An 18,442-nucleotide genomic window follows, 5' to 3' on the forward strand; every position below is an offset into this window, starting at 1 on the left:
AAAAAAAAAACGTTTTCTTCAACAATCTTAAGTTTAATTTATTTATCCAGAAGCATCTTATATTCCAGAACCTTTTCGGGATTGGTAAGAGAAGTTTGAAAGAAGGTAATATGATCTGGACGCTCTGTGGGTAACATTACGGTTGTTGGAGAGGTTCCATTTCTCGAAGCACATTCATAAACCACGTAGGATTCCTCATCATCATAATTAAAAATCTTTCTCTTAATAAAAAGAGTTTTAATCTTCACCTTATTTCCTGCCAGACTTTTAATTGTTATGCGTTCGTCATCAAAGGTTATAACCCTATCAATTTTTTCAACTTTAGAGGATGGGAAATATTGAGTTGAGAAACTGGTGAAGACGCCTTGCCCCGACATCGTTTTCGTAACCAGAAACAGAAGAAATATTATACTGATTTTCATAAGTTTAAGATAGTAAAAAAAGGTACTGCGATAAAAAACAATCTTTTTTTTGTTTTTTTACATGGAGTACGTGGCATTGTTGAAATGGAACAACTCTTAAAAAGGAGTTGTTTCCAATCCAACAAGCACAACACCAAAATCATTATTTCTAATCTGAAAATAAATAATCTGGATTATACTCTGATCCATTTTTCCAAATCGTATAGATAAGCACTAGTAGTTTTCTTGCCACTGCAGTCACTGCAATCTTTTTTATGGATTTCTTCTCTGACAAGCGATTATAGAATATTTTCAGGTTTGGATTATGTTGTAGGGAAGATAATGCGGGCATATAGAGTGCAGATCTTATAAAACTGTTCCCCTTTTTACTTATGGTCGTCTTTCCAGCGTAAAGACCTGACTGCCGATGCTGTATGTCAAATCCACAATAGCTTACCAATTGTTTGGAATTGCGTACGAGCGCAAAAGCATTCGTCTCGCCCAAAATACAAGCGATGGTCATGAACCCTACTCCTGGTATGGTCTCCATCTTTCTGATCCGTTCGTCCAGAATGCTATCTTTTCTAACAACTAGCTTGATCTCAGATTCCACCTGTGAAATCTGCTTTTCCAGTAATTGGATTTGTTGTTTAAGTCTCTTACCAACTGTGGGGGGACATTTATGAGAATTGTCCTTTGCATGCAGTTGATTTTTGGTCATAGTAAGTTTGGCCTTAAGGCTACGGTAATCCCTTGTTAGGATCTTTAAAGTTCTCATTTGAAGGGAGGGAATTTCCCAATGATCCAATTTCCTTTCCAAGCCCATCCTGCACAAAAGCTTAGCATCCACACTATCGGTCTTTGTCTTTATGTTATGGCTCTTGGCAAAGTAGTTTACTTTGTTGGGAAGTACTACCGATAAGTAAAAATCCCTCTCTTGAAGCCAATAAGCCAAATTTTCATAATAGACACCAGTGGCTTCCATCACAAAAAAAATTTCTGCAGGATCTTTTTTCTTCTTCAACCATTCCAGTAGTTTTTTAAAACCTTTAAGGTCATTTGTAAACTTCTGCACCTTAGAAAATTGTAATTCACCGAATTCGGAATACAAACCATAGGAGCATTCAAGGGAATCTTTTGATACATCAATTCCCACACAAAATTGTACTGTATTCATAATACTAGGATTTAATGAGGCAGGAAGCTTCTTATGATCTATTCTCGTCTTTACGCGGGATGCATAAAAGCTCCCTAAGTACTGCCCAGATTCTGAGAAACGAATGGGAACAGGGTATGTGTCTTTTTTACGGTATATCTCACGGACTACCTGGTAACAGCTATATCTCCTATTCCCACTGCCTTTTTCTCCAAAGAAACTAAAAGAACCTTAATGAATTACAAACGTACGAGTAACAGCTAAGCTATTTTATCACGCACTTTTTCACAATAATAATTCTGAAGTAAATAGTATATATTTCTTGCATCAGCAGCAAATTTTATAAAGTCGAATAAGAATTAGGCTCAGGGGAAAAAGAAGAGTACAGTAGAACCTAAAGATGTAAAATGTTTTATCTGCTGTACTCCACTGCCTTTATCGTTATTACTGAGTGTATTATAGTATTAGATAATTCTATTAATTGATACCACTTTTGAACCTTATAGACAAAGTTCTTTTACTGACTACTGTTTTCACGGTTAAGCAAATATTTAATACCAACCTCTGCGAAACAAGTCGGGAATCTCTCACAAATGATCTCTTTTAAACCAGGTGACTTGCCTTAAGAGAATTTTAATAATGAATTACAATGAACGTGGAAGCTCTTTTTTCAACCTAGACCAAAAATCGGGATGGAATAAATAGGAAGAACCCACTATTCCGGCTTCTTCAGTATTTTCAATTATCTTCATAGTCAGGTTAAAATTGGCCGACTCAAAGTTTTCCAGAACAGCAGGTAAAAACAACTCGTGTGCTTTAGCAATATTTCCGCCGATAATTAAAATATCCGGATTAAATCCATGGACATAAGGAGCTAAAAATTCACCCAAATTTTCCGAAAATTCTTTAAATACCTCTTGGGTATATCTATCATTTGCAGCTACTATTTCTTTAACTCCGTTAATTCCTTCTTTTCCCGAAAGCTGATTATACCTTTGAACAAACCAGCGGGTGGAGAAATAATCATCTGCAACTCCATCTTTAAACTTTTTGTCCCACAAACATCCATCCCTGGGAACGCCGTTACCAGTAACAACGGGTAAAAAATCTTCAATAAAAGCTGCTCCAAAACCTAGTCCCCAATGTTAAGGCAATAATGCGTGTATTAGCACCTAAATTATATTGAAGACCTCCTCCTATTCCAAAAGAGGAGGCATCATTTAAAAACCTAATTGGCAATTGTGGTAGGGTAATAAATTTAGGGAGCTCCTGAACAATGGAAACATTGTACAGGGTTTCATACTTGTCATTGGTTTTGAACAAAGCTATGCCCCGATCGTAATTAAATGGACCGGGCATAGCAATTCCTATTCCTGAGATTTCTTCATTCTCAACTTTTAGCAATACCTTGTTAATCACTTCACTCCATTGCCTTAATATTGAATCTTTCGAAGCTTTGCTGTCTACCTTTCCGGTAAAAAGGCTTCCGGGGATAGGTTTATAAGTTTCATGATTTAATGCCGCACAACTAACATGGCTTCCTCCAATGTCTACTCCAATTGTGACAGGCCTGGTTTTATTAATTTTCAATAGATAATATACTTATGATCCTAACAATTTTAGCTCAGCAACTCAGGGTTTTCATTATAAGTCTTCCAAAGGAACTCTCCGAATAAAGTATTTGCCCAGGCAAACCAGGATCGTGAGAAATCTTCAGGATTATCTTTGTGAAAGGATTCGTGCATGAACCCTGTACCTAAGCATGGGTGTTTTTAAGAACTTTAATACATTCTTTAATCTCAGCTTTATCTTTACTTGTTAATCCTCTCATAGTAATAGACATTGGCCAGATCATGTCCATTCCCACGTGAGGACCTCCTATTCCTTCAGCAGCATCTCCTTTGAAAAAGAATGGATTCTTTTGAGACCAAACAAATTTGCGGGTATTTTCATAAATAGGGTCATTTGCATCAACCGCATCCAGGTAAGGCAATGATAAAAGGCTTGGCACATTGGCATCATCCATTATGAGCTGATTCCCAAAACCATCTACTTCAAAAGCGTAGATTTTTCCGAAATCCTTGTGCTCGTAAACCGCATAATCTTTAAGTGCCTGATCCACCTCATTTCTTAGATCCATTAACTCTTTAGCAGTACGGGGATCTTTAGCAATTTCTGTCATCATTTCGGCAGCTTGTTTTAAACTTACCACTGCAAAGAAATTAGAGGGTATAAGAAATGAAAATACTGATGCATCATCACTAGGTCTAAATGCTGAACAGATTAATCCCACCGGGTTGACGGGATATCCTAATCCTTTCAAAGCTCGCGTATCAGTAGCATGCGGAGTCTCTCTTTGAAATGAGTATGATCCCCTATCATTCTTTTTTTGCTGATCTCTGAAAACAGCAAGTGTAGACTTTATTGCTTTTTGCCAGTTCTCATCAAAAGGAGAAGTGTCTCCTGTAGTCTTCCAATAGTTGTATGCAAGCCTGATGGGATAACAAAGGGAATCAATTTCCCACTTCCTCTCGTGAACACCCGCCTGCATATCAGTAAAGTCGGTCATCCACTCCCCTTCTTTAGTTGGATCATCATAAAAAGCATTGGCATACGGGTCTTTTAAAATCTGTTGGGTTTGACGGTTTATGACCCCTGCAATCAGATTTCTTAACCTCTTGTCTTCTTTCGCAAAAATCATATAAGGCCAAACCTGGGCAGAACTATCTCTCAACCACATTGCATCTATGTCACCTGTAATAACGTAAGTATCCGGTCTTCCGTTTATTTCTTTATAGACTACCGTCGTATCCAAAGTATTTGGAAAGCAGTTGTTAAAAAGCCATCCCAGCTCCTTATCTTTTACATTTTTCTGAAATTCCTTTATAGTACTTTCAATAAGCTTACTTTGAAAGTTTCGTTCACTTTCAGGAACCCTTACAGTAGGAAAATCTTTAATATTTAAAGGCGAGCCCGCCGCAATTGAAAAAGGATCAATCATGGTTAAGCCTCCAAAAAGTGCTGTATTACTTATAAATTTTCTTCTATGCATAACTATTTTATTAGAACAATATAAAAGGTTTAAAAATCAGTATAAAAAAAACAAAAGGCCCGATTAAGAGCCTTTTGTTTTTCGGTTTAGTAACCGGGGTTTTGTACCAGGTTCGGGTTAGTTTGAACCTGCCTCAACGGAATAGGATAAATAGTAAGATGCTCACTTCCGCTTGGAGTGTGATCCCACCAGCTGCCAGTCACAAATTCGCCGAAACGGATAAGATCTGTTCTACGTTTTCCTTCAAAGATAAATTCACGACCTCTCTCTTCAAGTAATTCGTCAAGAGTAAGAGTGGCAGTTGTATATTTTGCATTCTCCCAATCTGCACCAGAGAAATATCTTTGCTTACTGCTGTTTATTAACTCAACAGCCTCGGCAGTAGCAACTCCACCATTCATTCTCATTAATGCCTCAGCTTTGTTGAAATACATTTCAGTAAGACGGTAGATAACAAAATCATTTTCAAGGTAGTTGAGATCATCTATAGTGCCAGATTTGTATTTGTTAAAACGAGCTCCGCTGTTCTCTTCTCCATCTGCCATGCTTCCTTCTCCTGTTTGTCCCTCAGTATTCCTTCTGATGTTATTCACATACACCAATGGCTGACCTCTTAATTCTTCTGTACCTAAAATTGGTTGATCAGTACCAAATTTGTATTGAGGTCCAAAAAGAAACCATTCATCTTTTCTTAAATCATTTTCGCTATACTTATCGAAAGCTGAAGGAATAACAACAAAAGCATTCCAGCCAGAATAACTAACATTAAGTGCTTCAGACATGTTTGAAAAGCCCATATAAAATGAACTCCAGTTATACCCAAAGTCATTCAACCTACTGAACGGAAACTGGAAAACATTCTCTGGTGACAAATGATTTTCATTATTAAAAGGTCCATTTACATCAGGATCAAGACGAATTTCTCCATTTAGTCCACCACCTTCACCATTAATTACTTTATCAGAATAGGTAATACTTTCCTGATAACGCGGCTCTCCTAACCAAACTTCGGCATTAAGATAAAGCTCAGACAGCATAGCATATCCTGCAGCTTTAGATACTCTACCCAATAATTGAGGAGATAGCGGCTGTAATTTCTCAACGTTCTCCAGTAATTCGGTTTCGATATAATTAAATACTTCTACCCTGTCCTGAGTCTCAGGATTTTGAGGAACACCCACCTGAGTCACAATAGGAACATTTCCCCACATGTCCATTATCTTCATGTAGTGATAAGCTCTTAGAACTTTTGACTCTGCCAGGATTGACTGAAGTTCTTCTTCGGTAATACCTAGCAGCAGCAGGATCTACCTGTGAAATGTCTTCTATAGCAGCGTTAACATATCCTACTCCTCCCCACATCAAGCTCCAGGCACCTCTAAGACGACCTTCTTCAGGTGTCCAGGTGTGGTAGTGTTGCCGGATATGGTCTCCACCGTCATATCCATGACGCCCCTTTTGCGGCCATGCAACCTGATCTGCAGAAAGTTCGTTATGATAATAATAACCATTCTGTCCTGACCATGCCAGCCAGGCCTGCATATGTGTAAAAGGTCTTAAAGTGGCCTGAATAATTTCCAGCTTATTGTTATAAAAGTTAGACTTGGAAAGTTCAGAATACGTAGTCTCTTCCAGATCTGTACATCCAAACATCAGGAAGACCAGAAGAAAGCTAGCACTATATTTTATTTTTTTCATAGTTGTATATTTTTAAAATTGAACATTTATACCAGTGGATACTGTCGTAGTTCGAGGGTAAAAATTTCGATCATCAAGACCAGGATAAAGACCTGTATCCTGCACCTCTGGATCTCTGCCTGTATATGCGGTAAAGGTCGCAAGGTTTCTTGCGCTCACAAACCATCTTAAGCTTTTTAAAGCTCTTGAATTTTCAAGGGGAAAGGTGTAACCTAAAGTAAGATTATCCAGCTTCACAAAGTCTCCACGCTCTAAATAGTAATCTGAATATTGAGGAGCTTGCTGTATCTGGCTATACTCATCCAATGCTGAACCTAAAACATTTCCAGGTAACAATTCCTGATTTCCATAGAAAAGATCTACAGTATTTAAAATATCAAAATCGAATTTCCCGCGGAAGAATACCGTAAGATCGAAATTGTTGTATCTAAAGGTATTAGTAAGAGAAGCATAATATTTAGGTAAACCATTTCCTATGATAGCTTTGTCTTCCTCAGACATCTGGCTTACTGTACCTACAGAACCGTCAGCTTTGTAAAATAACCATTCTCCATCTCGGGTAAAACCTGCAAATCTTTTTCCATAGAAGTCACCTATAGGACCTCCTTCGGTATTTCTAATAGCATCTCCCAGGTTACCAGGGTTTCCTATTCCTCCACCAAAAATTTCGCTGGCAATAAAAGTGTCGTTAGATAAAGTTACCAGCTTATTCTCCTGGTAGCTTGCGGCCACATCAATATTCCAGGTGAAATCACCTGCTTCAAGAACACGTGAACTTAATGCCAGTTCAATCCCTTTATTATTGATGGTACCAACATTGGTATATATGTTACTATGCACATAAGGAGGCTGAGGAACAGTATAGTCTAATAAAAGATCTTCAGTATCTCTGCTGTACACATCTAATGAACCTGAAATTCTATTATTAAACAATCCAAAATCCACACCATAGTTCCATTCTTTTTTCTTTTCCCATCTTAGATCAGGATTAGGATTTCTGTTCGCTCCATAAGTCTGGTAGTATGTTGCTTCAGTTTCGTCTCCCAGGAAAATAGGATATTTTCCTCCTGTACCCAGGGTAGTAAGAGACCTGTAGGGTGGAATCCCCTGGTTCCCAGTTACCCCGTAACTTACTCTAAGCTTTAAATTAGTTACAAAATCCACATCATTCATAAATTCTTCATCAGAGATCATCCAGGCTGCAGAAGCCGCAGGGAAATTACCCCACTTATTATTGGCACCAAATTTAGATGATCCTTCGTGTCTCAAAGAAGCCATGAAAAAATACTTAGTCTAAAAAGGAGTAGTTAATCCTTCCAAAGAAGGCAATTAAGGTGTTGTCCTCTTTAAAACTTCCCAGTCCCGGACGTGGCAAATCTGTATCTGTAATAGCATTTCCTGCTCCAAAATTCCAGTCAAGAAATGCATCAGTAGTAAAACCACTGTTATTCATATTGAAATCTTCTCTGGTCGAATATTGATAGCTATAACCTCCCAAAACATCAACAGTATGATCCCCAAAAAAGTTAATATAAGTTATTGTTGGCTCAAATGTTTTTGTGTATTCTAATCGATTTGATTTATAGGCATAAGCAGTTCCTCTATAGTCACTGGAAGGATTATATTGATTCCAATCTTCTGTAGAACGATATTGCCTGTCATTCCATGTATTTCTTTGATATGATCCAAAGGCCGCAATTGTAAGACCATCAAATATTTGATAACTCATTCTTACATCTCCAGAGAAAGTTTGCTGTTGTCTTTCATTGATCCTGTTGGCATATTCTGAAAAAGGATTATAAAAGTTTTGTGGCTGGTAAAAACCAAATCTTCCCAAATTAATAAGATCACTACCCTCTTCATTAGAGTAAGGCGCATAAATTGGAGCAGTTGGATTCCAGTCTGTCACCGCACCAAATTGACCACCACCTAAAAGATTCGCGTCGTTAAAGTTACCCGCAAGACCAGACTGAAAATTAAACTTATTGTCAAATGCCGACTGGTTAAAGCTCGCACGGAAGCCATATTCTGTTCTTTCGTTTTCTAATGCAATACCATCAAGATTTCTGTAATATAAAGAAGCTCGATAATTACTGGTTTCACTTCCTCCCGAAGCAGCAAAATTGTGATATTGACTTAAATTCTCTTTATTAGTAAGTTCATCAAAAATATCGGTAGAATAACCTAAGTCGTTACTTTCCCCAATTATCCCCTGATCAATTAACCCCCGATATTCATCAGCCGAAAGAAAATCAGGTTTTCTATTAACAAAATCTCTGGAGACATATGTTGCATACTCGAAATTTGTAACACCTCTTTTACCTCTTTTAGTGGTAATTAATATAACTCCATTATTCCCACGTGTACCATAAATAGCAGCAGCAGCTCCACCTTTAAGGACACTGAAAGATTCAATATCGTTTTGCTGCACAAGATCAAGGTTTCCTCCGGGAATTCCGTCAATTACTATTAATGGATCTCTGTTACCTGTAATAGAAGTAACACCTCTTAACTGAATAGAAGTACCACCATTAGGATTATTACCACCTGGTCTTGTCACAGCTAAACCCGCAACTTTACCCTGGATCAAATCCATAGCATTAGTTGCCACTCCCTGATTAAACTCCTCTTCCGAAACCTGCGCAACAGCAGTACTCACAGCACGTCTGGTTTGAGTACCGTAACCAACTACTACAACTTCATCTAAAGATTCCTGGTCATTCTGCATTTGAACATCTACTGTTCCTGCTTCGGTTATTACCCGCTTTACAGTTTTAAGACCAACAAAGGAAAAAACAAGAACAGATTGTGCAGGCACATCTATAGTATACACTCCATCAAAATCTGTAAGGGTACCATTATCCGTTCCTTCCTGTAAAACAGCAACACCGGGCAATGGCAAACCATCAGCATCAACTACAGTACCTGTAACTCTTATTTCCTGCTGATAGGTAAAGGCAACTAAACTGGGACTGCTTCCCATTAAAAGGATCAAAAACAGCAGTAACCCCTTTCCTTTAAAATGTTCAAAAGTGGAACGCATAATACCCTTCTCAAAATAGACAGGGCTCAAATTGTAAGGCTCTTTCATTATCTTAATTTATGTTAGTTTAACACAACAAATTATAAAGCCGAATTTACTAAAACGATTTAGTCTACCAAAGAAAAAAATTAAAATTCGAAAAAATTTTTTCGCTGCCCCGCAAGTATGAGCATACCTGTATTAAGGACAAGATAATTCATATTTGTTAAAAAAAAGTTAATTAATAAAAATTATTGTTTTGACTAAAACGATTTAGTATTTTTATTCCGTTAAATTTATCTGATCCTATTACAGCTACTAATACCGTTATTTATAAAATCGGGATTCAGGTTCAACACTAAGTAAACAACAAAAACACTAATAAATTACCCATATGATGGAAAGCTTAAACAAATTAATAATGAGCAGAGTCAATATCATCTTTCTCTTAGGCATTCTGGCTTTTACCAGTTTATCCTGTGAAGCAAAACGTGATTTCCCACCACTTGTAGAGCAAGGTGTAGTTCTTGACCTTTCCTCTGCTGCACTAATAATAGGAGAAGAACTGGTTGTAAACCCAATATTTCAACCCAATGTATTCCCACAGAAGAATTATGAGTGGGAAGCAAGTAACCCTTCCATAGTTGATATTTCTATGAACGAAGATTACTCGGCAACAGTTTTAGCAAAACAAGAGGGAACTACTACCGTAAGATTTTTCTCGGCAGATGGAGAACTTGAGGCTACTGCAGAAATTATTGTAACAGAATTTGGACCAGAGGATGTTACAGAAGGTGCAATTATTACCGTAAACAGAGAAAATGGAGGGGGACCAAATGCGGGTGAGGGATCACTTAAATTAATCGACAACGACTTTAATAATAAATATCTTACCGAATACGGAACAGACATGTGGGTTCAACTGGAATTAACAGAAGCCCGGGCTGTAGACATATATACTTTAACTTCAGGAAACGACGCTCCCGAAAGAGATGCGAAGGCCTGGACACTGGAAGGTTCTAATGATGGTACCACCTGGGAAGTCCTAGACACCAGAACCGACCAATCCTGGAGTGACAGAAATCAAACCAAAGAATTTAACGTTAATAATGAAGAACGTTTTAAGTACTATAGATTATTGATAACAGCCAATAATGGAAGTAATCTTATCCAAATAAGTGAATGGCGTTTAATGGTTATTTCTGATTAACAAAAACTCCCGAATTAGCTATCCAAGACCAGAGCCCTAACTCTGGTCTTTTTTTGTTCCCAAACCCAGGTTTTATGCAGTAGGGAATATTTCCCGTGCCGGGTAATTTCTCTCCGGAAACAATTGCCGTCCTTTTCTTAACACCTCCCGTAAGCATTGAATTTAAAGAGCATTAAGAATTATTCTTAAAATATTTTTTAAAGGCACAGTCATTGCCTTATCAATGGAAAAAGCAAAATGGACCAGGTTCTTAAACTTGTAAATGAGGCTAATGAAAGTAAATTACTTCAGGAGCCAGAGGTTTCAAATAAATTAGGGATCCTCATTCTTATGGATTTGGTGGAGAGATCAAAAAACCAATTGTATTTGACCTCCGGTGGACGAATTGCCCTTAAAATGGGTTTTCAGGAATATGAGAAAATGACAAACAAGGAAATTTTTCCTAAAACTAATTCGGAGTCTGATAGAGCAATTCTTTATTTTATTCGCAACTGGAATAAACAGAGAATTATTGGAATTTCCACCTGGATAATTTTAATCGCACTTTGGGCAGTATTAAAAATGCAGTAAAATTGACCCAATTTCTTCTACATAAAAATCCTTTTTCCGAAATTGACAGAAATTTTTCCAAACCTGGTAACTTCCTTTTTCAGTCTTAACCTTAATCATGTCTCATCCCATATCAACAGAAGAAAAACTTCAGGAAAGAATTAAAGAGTTATCCTGCCTTTACAATGTTTCTTCAGTTTTAGCAAAGCACAAAGAAAATACAACGGAAACCTTAAATAAGATTGCATACATCCTGAAGAAGGCCTGGAGATTTTCTGAAGCCGCCACGGTAGAAATACTAATACATGGCACCTCATATAACACTTAAGCCCCATTCCCCTACCCAATGTTTCGCAAAATTACAGGATCAAGTTGTATAATGAAGAAATAGGCTCTATAAGTGTCTTCTACTCCTCTCCCACCTTTAAAGAAAAGGATTTTTTAAAGGAAGAAAAACAATTATTGCGAAAAGTGGCATTCGAGCTTAGCAATTTTTATGAAAAGATAAAAAATAAGGAAAAGGAGGAAATATTAAAACGAACAGCAGAGCGCAATGACCGTCTTGTAATCCTGGGCGAAATTACCGCTGGTATTGCACATGAATTGAATACCCCCTTAGGCAATATACTTGGTTTCGCTGAATTTATTGCTGAAAATTCCAATGACCCCCAAATCACTTCAGATATTTCCAAGATTATCAAGTCTGCTATTTATTCAAGGGAGGTGGTAAAGAAGTTAATGTTCTTTGCCTGCGAAATGCCTCAAAATATGGATATTATTTATATAAAGCCTCTCGTCCTCCAGGTACTTTCTTTACTGGGACCAAATTTTAAAAAGGCAGGGGTGAACCATGAATTTCAAATTTCAGAAGAAAACATTAGAGCAAGATTCGATAGTATCCAGTTTAGCCAGGTCCTCTTTAATATTCTTATTAACGCCATCTATATCTCACCTGAAAATGGGAAAATTGGTATTAATGTTTATGACGATGAAAACTACTTATATATTGAAATTTCTGACGAGGGACCGGGTATAAAAGAAGAAATTCGTTCCAGGATATTTGAACCTTTCTTCACCACCAAACCCTTAGGTGAAGGATCGGGATTAGGTTTAAGTGTGGTCCACGGAATTGTCAAAAGTCACCGGGGTACCATTTCTACTTATGATAACTCTCCACATGGAACTGTAGTTAAAATTACATTACCTTTAAGTACCTGATGCTATGCCATTGAAAAAGGAAAATATTCTCATCGTTGATGATAATTACGATATGCTGGAGGTACTTCAGCGAAATTTAAAGGCGCAAAATTTTCATACTTATAAAGCCTCCTCTGTAACTGAGGCTCTGGATATTTTAAAATATTCAAGTATCGATCTTGTTATTACAGATCTTCAAATGCCGTGTATAAACGGGATGGAACTTGTAAAATATGTCGATGAACATTTTCCGGAAATTCAAAAACTGGTAATTACAGGTTTTCCATCTGTAGATGGTGCTGTTGAGGCTGTAAAATCGGGAGCGGTAGATTATCTTGTAAAACCTTTTACACATGCCGAATTAAAAAATGCGGTTGAAAAATCTTTACAACAGCGTGTAATTTCTTCAACAACAGCAACTGAAAAGGATGCTGTAACAGGTGTAGCTGAAAACATCAGGTATGCAGGAATTGTTGGTCAATCCAAACAGATTGAAGAATTAATTGATATCATTGAAAGAGTAAAGAACAACAGGGCTACTGTTTTAATACAGGGAGAAAGTGGCACAGGCAAAGAACTGGTTGCACGGGCAATACATTATAAAGGTTCCTTTGCAGCCAATCCTTTTATCACTGTTAATTGTGGTGCAATTCCTGAAAACCTCCTGGAATCAGAACTATTTGGGTATGTTAAAGGAGCTTTTACAGGTGCCAATGAAACCCGCGACGGTTTTTTTCATATGCAGTAAGCGGTACTATTTTTTTAGATGAGATAGGAACTGCCCCTCTTAAGGTTCAAACAAGTCTTTTAAGAGTGCTGCAGGAGAAGGAAGTGAGAAGAATTGGAACCCAGGTTTCCCATAAAATCAATTTAAGGGTGATTGCTGCGACGAATGCCAAGCTTTATGAAATGGTTCAAAAAGGAACTTTTAGGGAAGATCTCTACTATCGCCTCAATGTCGTTAATATTAGTATTCCTCCATTAAGGGAGAGACAAAACGATATTATTCCCATAGCACATACTCTATTGAAGAAATATGCGCAGGAATATGGAAAACCTAATATTAGAATTTCTGAAAAAGCCATAGCCCTTCTTATAAGACATTCCTGGCCTGGTAATGTAAGAGAGCTGGAAAATATTATCCAAAGATCTATTATTATGAGCGATGGTCAAATTGAGATAGATAATCTTCCAGGCTATTTAAAATATCCCCAACCTACTGAGGATACTTCTTTAAAATCTCTACAGGAGATTGAAAAATCTCACATCCTTAAAGTCCTGGCAGCAGTTGAAAATAATAAAACAAAGGCTGCAGAAATTCTCCAAATAGACCGCAAAACTCTTCGCCAAAAACTAAAATAATTGCCTCTTTTCAATTCGGGGAGATTTTTCGCCACCGGGTCCTTTCTCCCCGGTCATAAATAGCAAGCTCTATTTTATTCCTGCTTCAATTCGCTCATTTTCAGCCAGTTATTTCCATTGATCATAACCAACTTATTGTGGGGCATACACTTTGTCTTAAGATGCGAACAAGATTGACATAAAAGAAAAGCTATGAATTTAATAAAAACATTAATTGACGAGCCAAGAAGAAAATTAAGGGACACGGCTCTTTTTTCTCAAAAACAAAAATCTCCTTTTGGTCTTTGTTTTAATTGTGATAATAGGAGCCATTGCGTATGGCAGGAAAATAACAAAAAAGAATGTGAACATTTTGAATAAAGATATGGTAACTATAAAAGAAAATAAGCAGGGAATGTATGAAACAGTGATGCAGCAGTTCAATGCCACTGCAGATCTCATAGATTTAAACCCGAACATAAGGAAAATACTGGCTATTACTAACAATGAAATAATTGTTCATTTTCCCGTAAAGATGGATAATGGACAGGTAGAAATTTTTACAGGATATCGGGTACAGCATAATAATGCTTTGGGTCCTTATAAAGGTGGTCTTCGCTATCATCCTTCTGTAGATGTTGATGCCGCCAAGGCTCTGGCAATGTGGATGTCCTGGAAAACTTCTTTAGCGGGTCTTCCTTATGGAGGTGCAAAAGGAGGAATTCAAATTGATCCAAGAAATTATTCAGATTCTGAATTAGAGAGAATTACCCGCCGATTCACCTACGCATTAGGAGAAAACATTGGTCCTGAACACGATATTCCTGCCCCCGATGTTAATACCAATGCTCAAACTATGGCCTGGATTGCAGATACTTATATGTCTACCATTTCCAGTTCTGAAAGATCACAAAATCAACATGTGGTTACGGGGAAACCTATAGGCTCGGGCGGTCTGGAAGGAAGAGATCGGGCTACTTACTACGGGGTATATTTAAACATAAAATTGTTATACAAATCCAGAGGTGAAGAATTAAAAGGAAAGACTTTTATTGTCCAGGGATTTGGGAACGTAGGCTACTGGACTTCAAAATTTCTTGTAGAAGAAGGCGCAATATTACTTGCAGTACAGGATGCTCATGCCACATTGTATAATCCTGATGGTATTGAGGTAAATGACCTTTACGAACATTCCAAACCTCGAAAAGGTTCTATTAAAGGTTTTACAGGAGCAAACGAAATGGAGCCTGATGACTTTTTTGGATTAGAGTGTGATGTTCTTATTCCTGCTGCCCTGGGAAATCAAATTACTTAGTGCCAATGCTTATAAAATAAAAGCTGAAATTATTGCTGAAGGTGCAAATGGCCCCACAGATAGTGAAGGCGAAAAGATCATTTTGGAAAAAGGCATTACAATAATCCCTGATATTTTATGCAATTCCGGCGGAGTAATAGGAAGTTATTTTGAATGGCTCCAGAATAGAAACGGTGAACTTTGGGGAATTGAAGAGGTGATGGTAAAACTAGAGAAGAAAATTACTGAAGCTTTTAACAAAGTAGAAAAAGAAGTTGCCACAAGAAATACTGACTGGAGAACTGCAGCATACATAATTGCAATTTCGCGGATTGAAACAGCCTATGTACAACGAGGTATATTCCCATAAGTTCAAAACTCTAAAATATTTAACGAAATTGGATCACAGATCCTAAATGATACAAAAATGAAAGCTATGAAATACGGAGTAATAGTAATTGAAAAGAAAGAACATGAGCTTTTGCGACGCATTATGAGCATGGCACATTATCATAAAGATCAAACTTATAAAAATTCTATAGAAAAGTTGACTTTAGAACTCGCCAAAGCCAAAGTATTGCCAAACAAAGATATGCCCGGGGATGTGATTAGGTTCAATTCAATAGTTACAATAGAAACTGCCTATAATGTAAAAAAGACATACCAGCTCGTTACCCCGGACAAAAGCGATATCAGGCAGAATAAGATTTCTGTCTTAGCTCCAATGGGATTGGCTTTAATGGGATACGCAGAAGGGGATGAAATATTATGGCATTTCCCTGCTTAATGAAAGAACAATTAAAATTATTGATGTGACGCAATTAGAACTCGTATAAAAAACATTATAAATGGATGATTTAATCAAAGAACATTATAATTCTGAAGATATTCAAGGTTTAAATCTTTATCGGGATGTAAAAAACTGGTATTCCGAAGTTCAATATCTGGATAATGAGAATCAATTTTATCTCGAACTTTTTGCTTCTTCACTTATAAAGAAAACAGATCTAAATCAACAGGATATTAATTTCCTGAATGAGGAACTGGAAATGTTGAAAAAGAAGACAGATGAGGTCTCTCATAAACTCAGAGATTTTTTAATAGAACAGGAAGGAATGAAGGAGTGTGATGATATTCACTGTGAAACTTTCTTTTTGAACACTCACCAAAAGTTTAAACTGGAAATAGAAAATTATTTCCAGCAAAATAGAAGCCTCAAAACAATGTTGTTTTCCCACCTACTAAAAGGGATTAAAAAATTTTTGTAAAACCTGGTTGGATCTACAGTCAAATTTTGCTTCAAAGAGTTATCTAAAAGAACGGTCTACAAAGCTTTAATCTTAACTTATGCTACAACATCTCCTGCAGAAATTCAGGAGATGTTTTTTATTATCCACATTTGTGGACATAATTAAACAATTTTTAAACTTACAATTTGGCTTAAATCAATTGAAGAAAGAGTGCAGGTAATTGATCCTTAATGCATAATTTTTTATTCTAAAAGATCTGTACTCATAACAATTTGCTCAACCACGAGAGTTTATATCTTAGGGAATTAATATCCCAACTGTACTTATTTTACTATTTTTAAAGCGAAGTTTTTTCTCCCATGAAAAGGCTTACGTAAAAGGGATTTCTGCTTCACACAATGCTATACTAAATCTTGGTTATGTACCAATATCTTCAAAAGAAAGTTTCTGATACCATTATAATCTCCAATGAGGAATTTGAATACGCAAAAACACTTTTTATTCCCAAGAAACTCCGTAGGAAACGATTTCTTCTTCAAGATGGTGATCCATGCATTTATACCACATTTGTAGAGAAGGGACTGCTTCGCAGTTATACTATAGATGAAAAGGGGAACGAGCATATTCTTCAATTTGGAATGCAGGGATGGTGGGTGGCCGATCTTTATAGCTTCCTTACAGGGGAACCTTCAGAATATAATATTGAAGCGCTTGAGGACAGTGAACTATTATTAATCACTAATTCTTCCTGGGATCTATTGCTTAAAGAAGTTCCGGCCTTTGAAAGATATTTTAGAATTCTCATACAAAATAACCTAATTGCAACCCAGAAAAGACTTATGGGTACAATGAGCACTACTGCTGAAGAGCGTTATATTAAATTACTTCAGGATTTTCCTGATATTGTACAAAGAGTTCCTCAACATATGATAGCTTCATATATTGGTGTAACGAGGGAAACCCTAAGCCGCCTTCGAAGCCAGATTACTTTCGAATAATTTCACGTATTTCGATTTGAGTTTATACAGTCCTGGTTTTTTTTAATTGCTCACCTGAAAATTTGCAGCCAAATCATCAGAAGAAACATTCCTCTAGCTTATGTTACTTTAGAGAAAGATGAGTAGGTGAATAGTGAATTTTACCTTTTAAAACACTCTTAGGCTTCTCCCTATTAAATCAAAGAAGATTAAGAACTCAAGTTTTGAAATTCGTTATGATTATCTCACCTATTCTTCGAAATGAGATGGCTAACTTACTTCAAAAAATCATAAATTTTAGTAACTTTAAATAATTATTAAATCCTATGAAAAATATACTTGTTGCCATAGATGAACCTAAAGAGGCTGATCAATTGACTGCTCACGCAGTTGAGATTGCAAAACTCAATAATGCTAAAATTTGGATTATTCATGTAACAGAAGCAGTTCCTAAAGATTTTATAAGCCGCGAGGCGGGCCCGCAGTATCTTTATGATAGATTGGCTGAAAACAATAAGAAAGAAGCCGCTGCCATAAAGCAATGGGCAAACGAACTCACCGAAACCCACCAGGTTGCAGCAGAAGGTTTACTAATTGAGGGATCTGTTATAAAATCTATAAAAAAAATTGTGGAGGAGCGGGATATTGATCTTGTGGTCGCCGGGCATAGGAAAAGAAATTTCCTCTATGGACTTTTTACTGAAAATAAGAAGAAAGACCTTATTGATGAACTTAAGATTCCTCTTCTGGCGGTCCCACTTCAATAATTATTTATCATACCCTTGATCTGGTATCATTAACAATATTATTTTTAAAAGAATTTGAATATAAAAAAACCGGATAATCCCGGTTTTTTATATTTTGCACTACTTTCTACTCTACGAAGAACTGTCGGCTACACCTTTTACTCTCTCGGCACTATCAGATTTTGAGAGAGTAAGTCTTACTGTACTATCTTCTTCAGCTTTAAGATCGTGGGGTACGCTTCCTTCAAGATAAACCAGATCTCCTTTAACGAGATTGTGGGTCTCACCCTTAACTCCAAAAGTAATATGCCCTTCAAAAATTTCCACTACAATAGGAAAGGGAGTTTTATGTTCTTTCATTACCTGCCCCTGTCTCATTGTTATTCTTATCTCCCTGCTACTGTCAGTATCCATTAAAACTTTAACCGCAGGTTTACCGTCGTTATACTCCAGTTCATTTGTTAATGATGCATATTTCATAATTCCTGTTTTAAATTCAATACAAAATTAACCCTATAGCCAAGGTCACTTTATGATCATGATCAGGAA

At 36.9% G+C, this 18,442-nt stretch carries 17 protein-coding genes and 3 pseudogenes; 10 read left to right on the top strand and 10 right to left on the bottom strand.

The window, feature by feature from the left end; translation table 11 throughout:
* Positions 1–38: 38 nt before the first annotated feature.
* The 9 genes and pseudogenes from LZ575_RS10845 to LZ575_RS10885 all read right to left on the bottom strand — a co-directional run bounded on the left by LZ575_RS10845 (position 39) and on the right by LZ575_RS10885 (position 9,398).
* Positions 39–422 (bottom strand): hypothetical protein, encoded by a 384-nt coding sequence (locus LZ575_RS10845; RefSeq protein ID WP_235330612.1) that lies wholly within the window; start codon positions 420–422, stop codon positions 39–41.
* A 148-nt stretch (positions 423–570) separates the two neighbouring features.
* Positions 571–1,578: an IS110 family transposase gene (locus tag LZ575_RS10850; protein ID WP_235324700.1), complete on the bottom strand. Its 1,008-nt coding sequence runs from the start codon at positions 1,576–1,578 to the stop codon at positions 571–573.
* A gap of 623 nt (positions 1,579–2,201) precedes the next feature.
* On the bottom strand, positions 2,202–2,618 hold the full coding sequence (locus LZ575_RS10855; RefSeq protein WP_235330613.1) for an ROK family protein: 417 nt from the start codon (positions 2,616–2,618) through the stop codon (positions 2,202–2,204).
* A gap of 49 nt (positions 2,619–2,667) precedes the next feature.
* A complete protein-coding gene (locus LZ575_RS10860; protein WP_235330614.1) occupies positions 2,668–3,147 on the bottom strand; it encodes an ROK family protein in 480 nt (159 codons plus the stop codon).
* Positions 3,148–3,176: 29 nt separating this feature from the next.
* A pseudogene (locus LZ575_RS10865) lies at positions 3,177–4,609 on the bottom strand (glycoside hydrolase family 125 protein).
* A gap of 86 nt (positions 4,610–4,695) precedes the next feature.
* Positions 4,696–5,835: a RagB/SusD family nutrient uptake outer membrane protein gene (locus LZ575_RS10870; RefSeq protein WP_235330615.1), complete on the bottom strand. Its 1,140-nt coding sequence runs from the start codon at positions 5,833–5,835 to the stop codon at positions 4,696–4,698.
* On the bottom strand, positions 5,768–6,307 hold the full coding sequence (locus LZ575_RS10875; RefSeq protein WP_235330616.1) for a hypothetical protein: 540 nt from the start codon (positions 6,305–6,307) through the stop codon (positions 5,768–5,770). The genes LZ575_RS10870 and LZ575_RS10875 overlap by 68 nt, the downstream gene beginning before the upstream one ends.
* Before the next feature lie 12 nt (positions 6,308–6,319).
* The gene (locus LZ575_RS10880) at positions 6,320–7,585 is read right to left on the bottom strand and encodes a TonB-dependent receptor domain-containing protein (RefSeq protein WP_235330617.1); all 1,266 of its coding nucleotides are present in this window, start codon (positions 7,583–7,585) and stop codon (positions 6,320–6,322) included.
* A 10-nt stretch (positions 7,586–7,595) separates the two neighbouring features.
* Positions 7,596–9,398 (bottom strand): SusC/RagA family TonB-linked outer membrane protein, encoded by a 1,803-nt coding sequence (locus LZ575_RS10885; protein ID WP_235330618.1) that lies wholly within the window; start codon positions 9,396–9,398, stop codon positions 7,596–7,598.
* Between the two features lie 352 nt (positions 9,399–9,750).
* Here LZ575_RS10885 and LZ575_RS10890 point away from each other — a divergent pair, with 352 nt between their 5' ends.
* The 10 genes and pseudogenes from LZ575_RS10890 (at position 9,751) to LZ575_RS10935 (ending at position 17,914) form a co-directional block, all read left to right on the top strand.
* On the top strand, positions 9,751–10,539 hold the full coding sequence (locus tag LZ575_RS10890; protein WP_235330619.1) for a discoidin domain-containing protein: 789 nt from the start codon (positions 9,751–9,753) through the stop codon (positions 10,537–10,539).
* Between the two features lie 237 nt (positions 10,540–10,776).
* Entirely contained in the window at positions 10,777–11,109 is a 333-nt protein-coding gene (locus tag LZ575_RS10895; protein WP_235330620.1) for a hypothetical protein, read from the top strand.
* A gap of 97 nt (positions 11,110–11,206) precedes the next feature.
* Entirely contained in the window at positions 11,207–11,416 is a 210-nt protein-coding gene (locus tag LZ575_RS10900; RefSeq protein WP_235330621.1) for a hypothetical protein, read from the top strand.
* 44 nt (positions 11,417–11,460) lie between these two features.
* The gene (locus tag LZ575_RS10905; protein WP_235330622.1) at positions 11,461–12,306 is read left to right on the top strand and encodes a sensor histidine kinase; all 846 of its coding nucleotides are present in this window, start codon (positions 11,461–11,463) and stop codon (positions 12,304–12,306) included.
* Between the two features lie 4 nt (positions 12,307–12,310).
* Positions 12,311–13,647 (top strand): annotated as a pseudogene (locus LZ575_RS10910) (sigma-54-dependent transcriptional regulator).
* Positions 13,648–14,011: 364 nt separating this feature from the next.
* Positions 14,012–15,290: pseudogene (locus tag LZ575_RS10915) on the top strand (Glu/Leu/Phe/Val family dehydrogenase).
* Between the two features lie 66 nt (positions 15,291–15,356).
* Positions 15,357–15,707 (top strand): GreA/GreB family elongation factor, encoded by a 351-nt coding sequence (locus tag LZ575_RS10920; RefSeq protein ID WP_235330623.1) that lies wholly within the window; start codon positions 15,357–15,359, stop codon positions 15,705–15,707.
* Positions 15,708–15,768: 61 nt separating this feature from the next.
* Positions 15,769–16,188 (top strand): hypothetical protein, encoded by a 420-nt coding sequence (locus LZ575_RS10925; protein ID WP_235330624.1) that lies wholly within the window; start codon positions 15,769–15,771, stop codon positions 16,186–16,188.
* 401 nt (positions 16,189–16,589) lie between these two features.
* On the top strand, positions 16,590–17,168 hold the full coding sequence (locus LZ575_RS10930) for a Crp/Fnr family transcriptional regulator (protein WP_235330625.1): 579 nt from the start codon (positions 16,590–16,592) through the stop codon (positions 17,166–17,168).
* Positions 17,169–17,473: 305 nt separating this feature from the next.
* Positions 17,474–17,914, top strand: a complete 441-nt coding sequence (locus LZ575_RS10935) for a universal stress protein (RefSeq protein WP_235330626.1) — start codon at positions 17,474–17,476, stop codon at positions 17,912–17,914.
* A gap of 111 nt (positions 17,915–18,025) precedes the next feature.
* On the opposite strand, the gene LZ575_RS10940 is transcribed toward LZ575_RS10935, so the two are convergent.
* Entirely contained in the window at positions 18,026–18,373 is a 348-nt protein-coding gene (locus LZ575_RS10940) for a cupin domain-containing protein (RefSeq protein ID WP_235330627.1), read from the bottom strand.
* Between the last annotated feature and the right edge of the window lie 69 nt (positions 18,374–18,442).

It is taken from the genome of Antarcticibacterium sp. 1MA-6-2, from assembly GCF_021535135.1.
GTDB lineage: Bacteria > Bacteroidota > Bacteroidia > Flavobacteriales > Flavobacteriaceae > Gillisia.